Genomic DNA, 14,619 nt, shown 5'->3' with positions numbered 1-14,619 from the left:
GGGACCTGAACAGGTCGAGGCCCCCGGCCTGGCAATCTTGACGCTACTTCACGTTCGTGGGTCCGGTCGCGTTTCTGCGCAATGCGCAACCCGCGGGCACGCGATCGCGCACTCCGGGCTCGCTCGACGACAATCGAGGCCCGCGCCTGTCGGCGCGGGCCCTGGCTTCGATTCAGGCTTTTCTGGCGATACCGGCCATCTGGGTCCGCTCATACGGTTGCAGGTCCTCCGCCGCAGCGACCTCAGTGCGGCTTGGACTCCCGACATTTCGCGGGCGACTCGACGCAAGCGGGTCGGTGTCGGCGATGGTGACCTCGGCCCCGAACCCGCCCGGCGTTGCGCTCCCGTCCGGCGCCCCACGGGGCGGTGATCGGCCTCACGGCTGCGGATCGGCGTTCCGGCTTGACCCTCACGCGGCGTGAGGCCCGACGATCGGGACATGACCGAGTACATCAGCCCAGTGCCCATGCCGTCCCCGACCGCCGTCGCGCCCGAGATCTACAAGGGCGTCTACGGCATGCCCATGTTCGCCTCGATCCCCACGAACGACTTCGAGGCCTCGAAGCACTTCTGGACCGAGGGGCTCGGCTTCATCGACTTCTTCACGACCCCGGGCCAGGTGACCCACCTGCGGCGCTGGGCGTTCCAGGACGTCCTGCTCCTGCCGGGGGAGCCGGACGAGCAGACGCCCGGGATGACCGTCACCTTCACGTGCGTGCTCAGCCAGTTCGACGAGATCAAGGAGCGCTGCGAGGCGATCGTCCCCGGCTGCACGGAGGGGCCGATCGAGCGTCCCTGGAACATGGTCGACCTCATCGTCACCACGCCCGAGAACGTCAAGGTCGTCATGGCCAGCGGCAAGCCCCTCGACTTGAACGGACCGATCGCCGATTACCTGCGGGAGAGCGGATGGGACCTGCCGACCGAGTGATACTGGGTCGGTGAACGACCGACAACACCACCCGCACCGCGCCCCCGGCGGCCTCACCGTCGGGGGCGCGGCCGCGCTCGTCGGGGTCAGCGTGCGGACGCTGCACCACTGGGACGAGATCGGCCTGGCGCGCCCGAGCCACCGCACCGGCGCCGGGTACCGCCTCTACACCGACGACGACATCGCCCGGGTCCACCGCGTCCTGGTCTACCGCGAGATCGGCATGGCGCTGAGCGAGATCAAGCGGCTCCTCGACGACCCCGCCGTCGACGCCCGCGAGCACCTGCGCAGGCAGAAGGCGCAGCTCCAGGACGGCATCGCCCGCATGGAGCGCATGGCCGGCGCGGTCGATCGGATGCTCGACGCCCTGAGCGAAGGCATCCGGCTCACGGCCGAGGAGCAGGTGGCGATCTTCGGCGAATCCTGGGACCCCGACTGGCAGGCAGGGGCCGAGAAGCGTTGGGGCGACACACCGCAATGGCGGCAGTACGCCGAACGCGCCGCGCACCTGGATGCGGAGGGCTGGAAGGCGATCGCGGCGCGCACCGAGGCATTGAACGCCGATCTCGTCGACGCGAAGCGCGCGGGCGCCGTGCCCGGTTCGGCCGCGGCGAACGCGCTGGCGGAGCGGCACCGGGAGCTCATGTCCACATACTTCGACTGCTCCCACGCGATGCACGTGTGCATCGGCCGCACCTTCGTGGACGACGCCGCGTTCACCGCGAACGTGGACGCCGCCGAGCCGGGACTTGCGGCGTGGCTGCGCGAGGTCATCGACGCGAACGCCGAGGCGAACGGCACCGACCCCGAGACGGCGACCTGGAACTGATCTGCAAGGCCTGGGCGTCGGGCGGGGAAGGGGCGCGCGCAGGACCGGGCCGGTCGCGCGGGGTCGCCGCGTGACCGGCCCGGTCATTCTGGGTGGCAAGGCTCAGGAGAGGTAGGGCCCGTCGGCGCCGATCTGGCCGGGCGCGTCGGTGAGGGCGGTGTCGAGGACCCACACGGCCATGTCGCCCTTCCCGGAGACGGTGGCGGTCAGCGTCCCGTTCGTGACGGTCCTGACCTCGCCGGTGACGGCGTCCGTGTAGGTGCCGTTGGGGATCGAGGTGAACGTCGCCGAACTCGTGATCGCGACCAGGGCGAAGCTGTCGGTCGTGGCGTCGGTGTAGCGGCGTTTGAAGGCGATGCCGCCGCTGATGCCCTCGGTCGAGTACTGGCCCATGGTGAGTGCGGGGACGGCGCGGCGGATCTCGTTGAGGCGCTGGAGGTGCTGGACCAGCGGCTGCTCCATGGTGGTGGCGATGGCGCCGGTGGCGGATTCGACCTGGCTGAAATCGCTCACCTCCAGGGTGCCTTCGAGGTTGTCGCCGTAGTAGGCGCGGCCGGTCTCCGCGAGCGGGCAGGTGGGGCCGCAGTCGATCTTCACGCCGGCCTGGAACTCGACCTCCGATCCGTAGTAGAGGGTGGGAATGCCGCGGAAGGTCCACATGAGGTTCATGTTCTCGGCCCAGGCGTCGGTGCCGCCGGCGTAGCGGGTGCTCGACTTGTTGGGGCCGTAGTCGTGCGAGTCGACGTAGACGGCGTTGTACGTGGCGTCGTTCACCCACGCGTCGGAGTCCTTGCCGTTGTAGAACGCGTTGCCCGCCTCCCCGAAGTTCATGTGCATGCGCATGTCGATGATGTTCATGCCGGAGAACCGCGAGTGGTCGGGCTCGTGGTAGGCGTTGCCGTCGAGGAACGCGTTGTCGCTGGTGGGCTGGTTCTCGGTGCCCTGGGCGTTCTCCCAGTCGTACTGCTCGAGGGCGGCGGCGACGTCGTCCGCGGCGTATTCGCGGCGCTCCTGCCAGGTGTAGAACTGGGCGGAGTGGTTGACCGAGCCGCGGTTCCAGCGGTCGTGGACGAACGCGGCGACCTCGCCGAAGATGTAGAAGTCCTGCGCCTTCTCCTCGCCGTACTTGGCCACCAGGTGCTCCTGGAGGGCGGGCAGGAAGACGCGGTTCCAGGTGACGCGGGGGATGTGGACGGCGGTGTCGACGCGGAAGCCGTCAACGCCCATGTCGATGTACTGCTCGTACGCGCCGATCAGGTACTCCTGGACCGCTTCGTTCTCGGTGTTGAAGTCGGCGAGGTCCTCGTGGATCCAGCAGGAGCGGGCGTCCTCGCCCTCCCAGTTGCCGATCCAGCACTGGTGGAAGTGCTCGGCGGAGAACATGCCGGAGGTCGGACTGGGCCACTGGCAGTGGTAGACCTTCCAGCCCTCGGCGCTGTAGTTGCCGGTGAACCGGCCCCAGTTGCGGCAGGTGTTGCCGGCGGGCTCGGAAGTGGACCACAGGTCGCCGTTGTAGTGGGAGCGCCCGGAGTTCGGTTCGACCGCGAGGCCGTCGTAGGTGAAACCGGGGTTCGGCGTGTCGTAGAAGTCGCCCCACTGCGCGTCCTGGACGCCGTAGACCTTCGGGGTCTCCAGGCCGACCGCGCCCCAGCGGGAGGAGTGGTTGAGGACGACGTCCTGGTAGATCTTCATGCCCTTGGCGTGCGCGGTGTCGATGAGGTCCTGATAGGACGCGCCCTCGGACTCCAGGCGCGCGTCGATCTCGTAGAAGTCGTATCCGTGGTAACCGTGGTAGTCGTAGTCCGAGCGGTTGAGCACGACCGGGGTGATCCACACGGCCGAGAAGCCGAGGCCCTTGATGTAGTCGAGCCGCTCGATGAGCCCGGAGAAGTCGCCGCGGAACATCGGGTCGTCGTATTCGGCGTTCCCGGAGGTCTCGTGCTTGGCGCCGCCGCGGTTGTTCGACTCGTCGCCGTCGTAGAAGCGGGCGGTCATGGCGAAGTAGATCGGGTCCTGGCGGGGGTCGCCGCCGAGCATCTCGCCGCCGGCCGAGGTCGGCGGGGCCTCGCCGGTGGTGGCCGCGACCGAGGCGGAGGCCGCCGAGACGTTCCCGACCGCGTCGTAGGCCGTGACGGCGTAGGTGTACTCGGTCTCGGGGTCGAGGTTCGCGTCGGCGAACTGGGTGGCGGTCGTGGTGCGGGTGACGGTGCCTTCAGCGGAGGTGCGGGTCAGGCGGTACCCGGCGACGCCGACGTCGTCAGTGGACGCGGTCCAGCCCAGGATCACGGTGGTGGCGTTGACCGTTGCGGTCAGGTCCCGCGGCGCGGTCGGGGCGGCGGTGTCGGGTTCGGCGCTCGCGCATGGGTCGGGCGCGTTCGCCGTCGCCTCGCTGTCGGACACGACGGTGACGCCCGAGCCGATGGCGTAGTCGGCGGCGCCGTTGTTGTCCCAGATGCCGCCGCCGTTGTTGAACGCGGCGGTGAGACCGGTGGCGGTGCCGAGGTCGATGGTGCGGGCGTACCAGCCGGGGCAGGCGGCGGTCATGGGGACCCCGGGCACGGTGGTCCACGCGCCGCCGGTCAGTGCGTAGTGGATGTTGACGCTGCTCCAGGCCGAGGCGGCGCGGTAGTAGATCGTGGCGGTGCCGGCGGCCGCGGCGGAGGCGGGCACGGCCAGCAGCGCCAAGAGCACTGCCGCCGTGGCGAGGACGGCGGCGAGCAGCCGGGAACGGGGGCGGGGTCCGCGTGTCATGTTGAAGCTCCTGCGAGGGCATGGTGATTGATCGCGTTGCACCTTGCCGTTGCCCAGACTGTTCTTGCAGGTCTTGCAAGAAACAGTCAGACCATAGCACAGTATCCGTACATATAGCCATGTCTGGATGTCGCTTGACTGCGGCGCAGGAGAAGCTGACACCGGGTTTCCCTCGTTGGACCCAGGTCCGCGCCCCGCGAACCCGGGCAATGAATTGCCAAGATGTTGTAAGGAAATTTCATCAGTGGTATGTTCTTGCGCACACGGGGTGCGCGTCCCGCCACCGGACACGCCGCGCCCCGTACCCCCGTTCAACCCCGGAGGAAGAAGCGCAATGCCGCGTACCGCCCGCATCGCGGCGGGAGTGCTGGGCTCCGCCCTGGTACTGACCGCCTGCACCACCCCCGACCGGCCGCCCGGCGACGGCTCGTGGAGCGACGAGCCCACCGATGCCCAGCTGGCCGCGCTGGCCCAGGCCGGCTTCGACGACGCCGCCGAGCACGCCGAGCAGTTCTACTTCGTCATGACCGACCGCTTCGCCGACGGCGACCCGTCGAACAACACCGGCGGGCTCGAGGGCGACGCCCCCGCCCACGGCTACGACCCCACGAAGCGCATGTTCTACCAGGGCGGCGACCTCGCCGGGGTCGAGCAGCGGCTCGACTACATCGAAGGGCTCGGCACCACCGCGATCTGGCTGACCCCGGTCGTCGTGAACCAGCCCGTGCAGGTCACCGACAACTGGACCGGCGCCGGATACCACGGCTACTGGGGCACCGACTTCACCGCCGTGGACCCGCATCTGGGCGACGACGCCGAACTCCAGAGCCTCATCGGCGCCGCCCACGACCGCGGCATCGAGGTCTACCTGGACATCGTCGTGAACCACACCGCCGACGCGGTGGAGTACGCCGAGGGCTCGAACGCCTATGTGGAGAAGGCCGACTCGCCTTACGCCGACGCCGATGGGCGACCGTTCGAGGATGCCGACTACGCCGAGTCCGACGAGTTCCCCGCGGTCACGGCCGACTCCTCGGCCTACACCCCGGTGCTCGAGGACGACGAGGCCGAGCTGAAATCCCCGGCCTGGCTGAACGACCCGACGATGTACCACAACCGGGGCGACTCGACCTACACCGGCGAGTCCTCGACGTACGGCGACTTCTCGGGCCTGGACGACCTGTGGACCGAGCGCCCGGAGGTCGTGGACGGCTGGATCGACGTCTACTCGGACTGGATCGCCGAGTCCGGGGTCGACGGGTTCCGGCTCGACACCGTGAAGCACGTGAACCTCGAGTTCTGGCCGCAGTTCCTCACGGGGATCCGCGAGGCGGCCGACGCGAAGGGGATCGACTTCTTCGCGTTCGGCGAGGTCTACTCCGGCGACCCGAACCTGGCCAGCTCCTATGTGCGCCAAGGCGGGCTGGACGCCGTGCTCGACTTCGGGTTCCACGGCGCCGCAGGCGGTTTCGCGACCGGAGCCGCCGGGGCCGAAGGGCTCTCCCAGCTGTACGCCTCCGACGCGCTGTTCACTTCGGACGGCACTGACGCGCTGGCGATGCCCACGTTCGTCTCGAACCACGACATCGGCCGGGTCGGCCGCACCATCGTGGAGTCGACGGACGAGGCCACCTGGACCGACCGCGCGATCCTCGCGCAGCAGCTCATGTTCCTCACCCGCGGCCAGCCGGTCGTCTACTACGGCGACGAGCAGGGCTTCACCGGATCGGGCGGCGACGACTACTCGCGCCAGACCATGTTCGCCTCCCAGGTCGAGGAGTACCTGGACGACGAGCTCATCGGCACCGACGCGACCCACGCCGTCGACAACTTCGACACCGGGCACCCGATCTACCAGGCCATCGCGGAACTCTCCCAGCTGCGCGAAGCGCACCCGGCCCTCGCGAGCGGCGTCCAGGTGACCCGCGCGGCCGAGAACGGCGTCTTCGCCTTCTCGCGCATCGCCTCCGGCGCGGGCACCGAGTACCTGGTGGCCGTGTCGAACTCGACCGAAGCGCAGACCGTCGCGCTCGAAACCTACTCCGACACGTTCACTCCGGTGTACGGCGACGGCTCGATCGAGGCCGCCGACGGCGCCGCCCAGATCACCGTGCCGCCGCTCTCGGCCGTGGTCTTCAAGGCGGACAGCACGATCGACACCGGTGACGCGCCCTCGGTGAGCCTCACCGTGGAGGCCGAATCGGCCACCACCGCTTACGTCTCCGCAGGCGTCTCGGGCGATCCGCTCGCTCGCGTCGCCTTCGCGGCCTCCGTGGACGGCGGCGACTGGGTCTACGCCGGCACCTCGCCCGGCCCCGACCACCGCATCGCCTACGACCTCGCGGGCCTCGCCGGCGGCGCGTCAGTCGAGTTCAAGGCCGTGATCCTCGACCGCGAGGGCCGCACCGCCTCCGCCGAGGCGGCCACGACCGTCGCCACGCCCGAGCAGGCGGGCGGTTCGCTGAGCTGGGCCAACGTCCACTATGACGGCGACCCGGCCCAGTGGGGCCTGTACGCCTGGGGCGACATCGCCGAGGAGTCGCAGACCACCTGGCCCGAGTCGAACGCCTTCGCCGGCGAGGACTCCTACGGGTCGTTCGCGCCGCTCAAGCTCGCCGAGGACGCCGGCTCCGTCGGCTACCTCGTCATCGACGGGGCCGGCAACAAGGACTACGCCTCGGACCGGACCTTCGATCCGAGCGCCACGCCCGAGATCTGGCTCAGCGCCGGGTCCGGCGACGTCGCGCACTCGCTCGCCGAGGCCAACGGGTACGTCACCGTCCATGCTCCGGAGGACGGCACCGACTGGGGCCTGCACCTGTGGGGCGACGCGCTCGCCGACGGCGTTGCGACCGAATGGGACGCACCGCGCCCGCCCGACGGGACCGACGACTGGGGCCGCTACTGGCACGTGCCCGTCGACGACGTCGGCGCCGACCTCGGCATGATCGTCCACTCAGGGGACACGAAGCTCTACGGCTCCGACATCGTGCTGCGGCCCTCCGCGCTCGGCGAGACCTGGGTGACCGCGGCCGGGGCGCACGCCTCGCAGGCCGCCGCCGACGGCAAGGCCGTCATCCACTACCAGCGCCCCGATGGCGACCTCGACGGCTGGACCCTCCACACCTGGGAGGGCGCGGCCGACCCGACCGACTGGAACGCCGGGATCGAACCCGCGCGCATCGACTCGTTCGGTGCCGTGTACGAAGTGGACCTCGCCGAGGGCGCCGAGGCGCTCTCCTACATCCTCCACCGCGGCGACGAGAAGGACCTCCCCGCCGACCAGCGGCTCGACTTCGCCGAGTACGGCCAGGAAGTGTGGGTCACCGCCGCCACGGACGGATACGTCCGTCCGGCCGGTGCCTCGACCGGTCGTTCCCAGGACCTCGATCTCGCTGCGGAGCAGGCGATCTGGCTCGACGCCGACACGGTCGCGATGAACGTGGAGGCCACCGACGGCAGGATCTTCGAACTGCTGTCGAGCGCCGACGGCTCCATCGCGGCCGCGGACGGGGCGCTGACCGGGAACTTCGACACCCTCCCGCTCACCGCAGCGGGCGGCCTGACCGAGGCGCAGCGGCGGGCCTGGCCGCAGTACTGGGACTACCGGGCGTTCAAGGTCGACGCCGACGGCGACGCGATCCGGGAGGCCCTGCGGGGGCAGCTCGTCGCGGTCGAACGCGACCACACCGGGACGCCCTGGTACGCCACGGCGGTGCAGACCGCCGGAGCGATCGACGCGGTCTACGACGACGCGCTGAACGCCGACCTCGGCGTGAACTGGAAGGGCAAGAAGCCGACCCTCTCGCTCTGGGCCCCTTCGGCGCAGTCGGTCTCGCTCGAGCTGTTCGACTCGCCCGAGGACACCGAGCCGAGCGTGCACGAGATGGACTTCTCCGAGCGCACCGGGGTCTGGTCCGTCAAGGGCGCCAAGGGATGGGACCGCAAGTACTACCGGTTCGCCGTCGAGGTCTGGCACCCTGCGAGCCAGGCGGTCGAGTCGTACTCGGTGACCGACCCGTACTCGCTCTCGCTCGCGGCGGACTCGACGCACAGCCAGATCGTCGACCTCGACGCCGCGGACCTGCGGCCCGACGGCTGGAAGCAGGAGGAGGCGCCCGCCGAGGTCGACCCGACCGCGGCGCAGGTGTGGGAGCTGCACGTCAGGGACTTCTCGATCGCCGACGAGTCGATGGACGAGGAGGTGCGCGGCACTTATGCGGCGTTCACACAGGAGGATTCGACCTCGGTCCGGCACCTCGCCGAGCTGGCCGAGGCCGGGCTCACCCACGTGCACCTGCTGCCCACGTTCGACATCGCCTCGATCCCCGAGACGAACCAGGCCACTGCGGACTGCGACCTGGACCTGATGGCCGCGAACTCGACCGAGCAGCAGGCCTGCATCGGCGCCGTGCGCTCCGAGGACGCGTTCAACTGGGGCTACGACCCGCTGCACTTCAACACGCCCGAAGGCTCGTACGCGACCGAAGCCGATGGGGCGCAGCGGATCCTGGAGTACCGGGAGATGGTGCAGGCCATGCACGAGCTCGGTCTGCGCGTGGTGAACGACGTGGTCTACAACCACACGGCCGCCTCGGGCACCGCCGACAAGTCGGTGCTCGACCGGATCGTGCCCGGCTACTACCACCGGCTCGACGCGAACGGCGACGTGCAGACCTCGACGTGCTGCGCGAACACCGCCACCGAGCGGCCGATGTTCGACAAGTTCATCGTGGAGTCGACCGAGCTCTGGCAGGACGCCTACCATGTGGACGGCTTCCGCTTCGACCTCATGGGCCACCACCCGAAGTCGAACCTCCTCGCGGTGCAGGCCGCCCTGGACGACGACCTGCTCTTGTACGGCGAGGGGTGGAACTTCGGCGAGGTCGCGAACGACGCCCTCTTCGAGCAGGCCACGCAGGTCAACATGGCGGGCACCGGGATCGGCACGTTCAACGACCGGATGCGCGACGCCGTGCGCGGCGGCGGCCCGTTCGACGAGGACCCGACCACTCAGGGCTTCGGCTCCGGCGCCTGGACCGACGACAACGACGGCCAGGCCACGGACGAGGAGCTGGCGGCGCTCATGCACGCCCAGGACCTCACGAAGCTCGGCCTGGTCGGCAACCTCGCCGACTACGCGTTCACCGCCTCGGACGGCACCGCGACCACCGGCGCCGAACTCGACTACAACGGCACCGGTGCCGGGTACACCGCCCAGCCCGGCGAAGCGGTGAACTATGTGGACGCCCACGACAACGAGATCCTGTTCGACGCCTTGGCCTACAAGCTCGACGAGGTGACCGGGACCGAGCGGGCGCAGATGCAGGTCCTCTCGATGGCCGCGGCGGTGCTCAGCCAGGGCACCGGGTTCTCCACGGCCGGTTCGGAACTGCTCCGCTCGAAATCCCTCGACCGGGACTCGTACGACTCCGGCGACTGGTTCAACGTCATCCGCTGGAACTGCGAGGGCACCGCGGGCTTCGGTCCCACCAGCAACGGGTTCGGGGCGGGCCTGCCGCCGCAGTGGACCTCGGAGGCCAAGTGGCCGTACGCCGAGGACGCCATCGCATCGGTCCCGCAGCCGACCTGCGCCGACATCGAGCTCGCGAACCAGCGGTACCTCGAGCTGCTCCAGATCTCGGCCTCCACCAGCGCGTTCAACCTCGGTGACGCGGCCACGGTAGGCGAGCGGGTCTCCTTCCCGCTCTCGGGAACCGAGGCCGAGGCGCCCGGCGTGATCACCATGCGCATCGACCTCGACGGCCTCGACGACGCCTTCGACGCGGTCACCGTGGTGTTCAACGCCGGTCCTGAGGCGGTCACCCAGACCGTCGCGGACGCGGCAGGTTCCGGCTCGGCGCTCCACCCCGTCCTCCAGGACTCGGCGGACCCGGCCATGGCCGAAGCCGGATTCGACGACACGACCGGCACGTTCACCGTGCCGGGCCGAACCGTCGCGGTGTTCACGAGCTGAGGCATGACGGTGTGCCGCCGGGCAGCGCCCGGCGGCACACCGCCGTTCGATCAGGACTTCGCCGCCGCTTCTTCGGAGGCGCGTCGGGCCTTCAGGTGGTCGAGGCGTTCGGCCGCCAGAAAGGCGCGGGAGAGCTCGGTGCGCACGCGGGGCGCGTCGGAGCCGGCGCTCTTGAAGTAGTAGATCGACAGGTTGATCGCGGTCACGAAGCACGCGTAGACGAGGACGTCCTGCACCAGGCCGAGCATGATCAGCGTCCCCATGCCGAGCGCCCCGACGCAGTAGAGGATCAGCGTCGGCCGCCACCGCGCCAGCCGCCCCGGGGGGAACTCGAGCTCCGGCACCGTCGAGAGCCCTTCGGCCCTGGCTCTGCGGTGCGTGTCCCGTTCGAACGCGATGAAGACGCTGAACACGACCGCCGTCCAGATCAGCGACAGCTGCGTGGAGATCGTCCACCAGTCCCCTTGGAACAGCGTCGGCACGATGACGCTCAACGACGGCAGCACCGCCATGGACCGCAGGCCGACCTCGGTCGCGATCGTCAGGAGCCGCTGCCGGCCGGCCCTCGGCAGCTGCGAGAGCGGTGAGAGCTCCGCGAAGAGGTTCAAGTACAGCCGGGCGTTCACCAGCGCGAACGAGGCGCCGACGATCCGCGCGGGGAGGTTCCCCATCGGGTCCGGCATGTCGTAGCCGTGCAGGCGCATCGCCGTGAACGGCTTGACGTCCGTCCCGGCCTTGGCGAGCACGTTGTTGACCATCTCGATCCACTTCGCCTGCCAGCTGATGCCCAGGTCCTCGGCCCACCAGGTCACGACGAGCGCCGCGGTCGCCCACACCAGGACCGCGGCCACCCAGGCCCACCGCTGGAGGCGCTGGGCCTGGCGCAGATGCGGGGAGTCGCCGGACTGGCGCTTGCGCACCCGCATGATGCGGCCCTGGCGCGACACCGTCCCGGCGCCGGGGGAGTGGCTGCGGAGCTTCTCGAGCGCGCCCTCCGGCGCGAGGCGCGCCGACTCCCGGATGAGTTCCATCTCCCGGCGGAAGACCTCTGAGACCTGGTCGAGGCGGCTGCGGCCGGGGTCGATCGGGGTGACCAGGAGGCGGTAGCCGGGACGGGCGTCCACCAGGTCCTCGATCAGGCGCGCCATGCCGATCGAGAGCACGTAGGTGTGGTTGGGCAGGCTGCCGTCGGGCTGGAGCTCGGCGCCGCTGATCGCCAGCAGCAGCCGGCCCAGCGAGTACAGGTCCGCTTCGCCGTTGCCCCGGCCGACGCGGCGCACCTCGGGCGCCGCGTACTTCGCCTCGCCGAGCGGCTCCCCGGGCAGCGTCCTGGTGTAGAGGTGGTTCACGCCCAGGTCGATGAAGCGGATCTGGACGCGGTCGCCGCGGTCCTGGACGATGATGTTCGACGGCGCCAGGTCCTGGTGGCGGCAGCCCAGCTTCTCCATTTCGGACAGGGCGTACAGGAGCGCGCCGCCGAGCCGGTCGAGCTCTTCGATGTCGATCTGCCTGATGGTGACCTTGCGGGCCGAGGGCGGGACCTTCGGGCGGGACCGGAGGCGCTCGGCCAGCGTCTGCCCGGGGAGGAACGACATCAGGATCCAGCTCTCATGGCTGGCCCACACGCCGGCCATCGGCGAGTCGTCGGCGGTGAAGGCACTGTAATCGCTCGCGTAGGACCTGGTGGCCATGGCGATCGGTGCCTGCCGCTGGTACGGGTAGATGAGGCACTTGAACGCGATCTCGAGGCTCGGGCTGTCCTCGGGCCGCGCACTCCTCCCGCGCAGGATGATCGAGGTCGTGCCGTGCCGGTGGAACCGGAGCGAGCCGAAATCGATCTTCTGCCAGCCCTTGCGGGCCTGCTTGGCCTCGGAGCCGTCGCCGCTGCGCGCACGGCCGAATTTCGGGTCGTAGAGCTGCTCGATCGCGCGCCGCACCCAGTCGTCCTCGACGAGCTCGGCCGAGATCGCCGCCGCGGGGACCGGCCGGCCGCCGACGTCGACGACCACGTCCGAGTCGCCGTGGAACCGCGCCCGCTCGGAGCAGTGGATCGCGACCACCATGAGCAGGTAGAAGCCGAAGCAGCCCACAGTCTCCGGGCGCAACCGCGGGTCGTCCTCGCGCGCCTTGCCCCACCAGTCCCACAGTCGGGCTATCGCCGCGCGGTGGTCCACTTCGAACCGCTCGTAGTAGCCGCGTTCGTCGAGCGGCAGGTCCAGGAGCGCCCTCCGCCAGTCGACGGGCTTCCAGCCGTCGATCGCGGCCAGCGCGTCATCGGCTTCGGTTTCGGTGGCGAGGGCGGAGAGGGCGGCGGTGAGGAGTTCGGTCGGCTTGGGCACAAAGAACCTCCGAGGGGTGGACGGAGCCGAATCTTGCAACGAGGCTACGCACGCGGGCACAGATCCGTCATTCATGCGTCACGGCTCCGCGGTCCGGCGGCGTTTCAGAGGCCGGTGCGTCGCTGACATGCGAGGCTTGAGCGGGAACGTGACCGGAGCGGGACTTCAGCAGGGCGAAGGCAGAGGGCGGGCATGGGCGATTCGCGATCGGACGTGACGGCGCCGAGCGGCGCCGAGCCGCTCTATCGCCGGTCGCCGGACCGGGCCCCCGCCCCGCTCGTGCTGCTCCTCGGCGCCACCGGGTACATCGGCGGGCGCCTGCTGCCGCGGCTCCTGAACGCCGGGTACCGGGTGCGCGTGCTCACCAGGAGCCCGGAACGGGCACGCGGCTTCGCGAGGACGGACACCGTCGAGGTGGTGCAGGGCGACGCCGCCGACCCGGAGGCGATGCGCCGGGCGATGGACGGCGTCCAGTACGTGTACCACCTGGTCCACTCGATGACCGGCCACAGCGACTTCCAGCGCCTCGACCGCGCGATCGCCCGCAACGTCGCCCGCACCGCCAAGGCCGCCGGCGTACGGCGCCTGGTCTACCTCGGCGGCCTCTCCCCGCGATCGGGCGCCCTCTCCGCCCACCTGGCGTCGCGCCGCGAAGTGGGCGAGATCCTCGAGCGGTCCGGTGTGCCCGCAGTGGTCTTCCAGGCGGGAGTCGTCATCGGATCGGGGTCGGCGTCGTTCGAGATGATCCGGCACCTCACCGAGGTGCTGCCGGTCATGACCGCACCCCGCTGGGTCCGCAACCGCATCCAGCCCATAGCCATTCGCGACGTCCTTCACTACCTGCTGCGCGCACTGCAACTCGACGAGGACGTCACCGGCGCCTTCGACATCGGCGGACCCGACGTGCTGCGCTACGACGAGATGATGAACCGCTACGCCCGCATCGCCGGTCTGCCGCGCCGCCGGATCTGGGCCCTGCCGGTGCTCACCCCGCGCCTCGCGTCGCACTGGGTCGGCCTCGTGACCCCGGTGCCGAGCAGCCTCGCGCGCCCGCTCGTCGAGTCCCTCCAGCACGACTGCGTGATGCACGACCACCGCGTCGACGCGTTCATCCCGCCGCCGCCCGGCGGCCTCACCCCGTACGACGAGGCGCTGCGGCTCGCGCTCAGCAGAATCGAGCTCGACCGGGTCGAGACGAGCTGGGCCGATGCCACCGTGGCGCAGGCGCCGAGCGACCCGCTGCCCAGCGACCCCGAATGGGCCGGGCGGGTCGTCTACACGGATGCGCGCACCATCGAGACGACCGCGAGCCCCGAAGCCCTGTGGCGGGTCATCGCGGGCATCGGCGGCGAGAACGGCTGGTACTCGACGCCGGTCCTGTGGTCGCTCCGCGGCTGGGCCGACCGCGCGTTCGGCGGCGTCGGCCTCAGACGCGGGCGCCGCAGCCGCTCGGAGCCGCGGGTCGGCGACGCGATCGACTTCTGGCGGGTGGAAGTGTGCGACCCCGGCCGGCTGCTGCGCCTGCGGGCCGAGATGCGCCTGCCCGGCCTGGCCTGGCTCGACCTCTCCTGCGAAGCGAACGCCCGCACCCGGTACCGCCAGCGGGCCGTGTACTTCCCGCGCGGCCTCTCCGGACGCCTCTACTGGCTCGCGGTGCTGCCGTTCCACGGCCTGGTCTTCTCCGGCATGGCCCGGCGGATCGTCGCCCTGGCCGAGAGCGAGCGCGGCGGGCCCCCGCCCGCCGGGCGCTGACCGACCGACGCTCGGGCGGCGCTGTCGGTGGCTCCCAGTA

Annotated in this window: 6 protein-coding genes; 4 read left to right on the top strand and 2 right to left on the bottom strand. The window is 70.4% G+C overall.

Features of this window, described 5'->3' with window-relative positions; translation table 11 throughout:
• The first annotated feature begins 439 nt into the window (after positions 1-439).
• Complete coding sequence (locus O2L52_RS07370; protein WP_270114713.1) at positions 440-931, top strand: VOC family protein; 492 nt, start codon at positions 440-442, stop codon at positions 929-931.
• Positions 932-941: 10 nt separating this feature from the next.
• A complete protein-coding gene (locus O2L52_RS07365) occupies positions 942-1,760 on the top strand; it encodes a MerR family transcriptional regulator (protein WP_270114712.1) in 819 nt (272 codons plus the stop codon).
• Between the two features lie 102 nt (positions 1,761-1,862).
• Here the strand turns inward: O2L52_RS07365 and O2L52_RS07360 are convergent, their stop codons facing one another.
• A complete protein-coding gene (locus O2L52_RS07360; protein WP_270114711.1) occupies positions 1,863-4,511 on the bottom strand; it encodes an alpha-amylase family glycosyl hydrolase in 2,649 nt (882 codons plus the stop codon).
• Between the two features lie 334 nt (positions 4,512-4,845).
• On the opposite strand from O2L52_RS07360, the gene pulA reads away from it, so the two are divergent.
• Positions 4,846-10,488: a pullulanase-type alpha-1,6-glucosidase gene (pulA, locus tag O2L52_RS07355; RefSeq protein WP_270114710.1), complete on the top strand. Its 5,643-nt coding sequence runs from the start codon at positions 4,846-4,848 to the stop codon at positions 10,486-10,488.
• A 50-nt stretch (positions 10,489-10,538) separates the two neighbouring features.
• Here pulA and O2L52_RS07350 read toward each other — a convergent pair whose 3' ends face one another.
• Positions 10,539-12,827 (bottom strand): protein kinase domain-containing protein, encoded by a 2,289-nt coding sequence (locus O2L52_RS07350; protein WP_270114709.1) that lies wholly within the window; start codon positions 12,825-12,827, stop codon positions 10,539-10,541.
• A 192-nt stretch (positions 12,828-13,019) separates the two neighbouring features.
• Here O2L52_RS07350 and O2L52_RS07345 point away from each other — a divergent pair, with 192 nt between their 5' ends.
• Positions 13,020-14,579 carry an SDR family oxidoreductase gene (locus tag O2L52_RS07345; RefSeq protein ID WP_270114708.1) on the top strand — a complete coding sequence of 520 codons (1,560 nt, stop codon included), beginning with the start codon at positions 13,020-13,022 and terminating at the stop codon, positions 14,577-14,579.
• The last annotated feature ends 40 nt before the right edge of the window (positions 14,580-14,619 follow it).

It is taken from the genome of Glycomyces algeriensis, from assembly GCF_027622855.1.
GTDB lineage: Bacteria > Actinomycetota > Actinomycetes > Mycobacteriales > Micromonosporaceae > Glycomyces > Glycomyces algeriensis.
The sequence above is the reverse complement of the archived record's forward strand: the minus strand, read 5'-3'. Positions and strand labels throughout refer to the sequence as shown.

What these genes read in the sequence shown, in the direction of transcription:
- O2L52_RS07360 (WP_270114711.1), bottom strand. Translation starts at nt 4,511, where the DNA reads ATGACACGCGGACCCCGCCCCCGTTCCCGGCTGCTCGCCGCCGTCCTC.
- O2L52_RS07370 (WP_270114713.1), top strand. Translation starts at nt 440, where the DNA reads ATGACCGAGTACATCAGCCCAGTGCCCATGCCGTCCCCGACCGCCGTC.
- O2L52_RS07345 (WP_270114708.1), top strand. Translation starts at nt 13,020, where the DNA reads ATGGGCGATTCGCGATCGGACGTGACGGCGCCGAGCGGCGCCGAGCCG.
- pulA (WP_270114710.1), top strand. Translation starts at nt 4,846, where the DNA reads ATGCCGCGTACCGCCCGCATCGCGGCGGGAGTGCTGGGCTCCGCCCTG.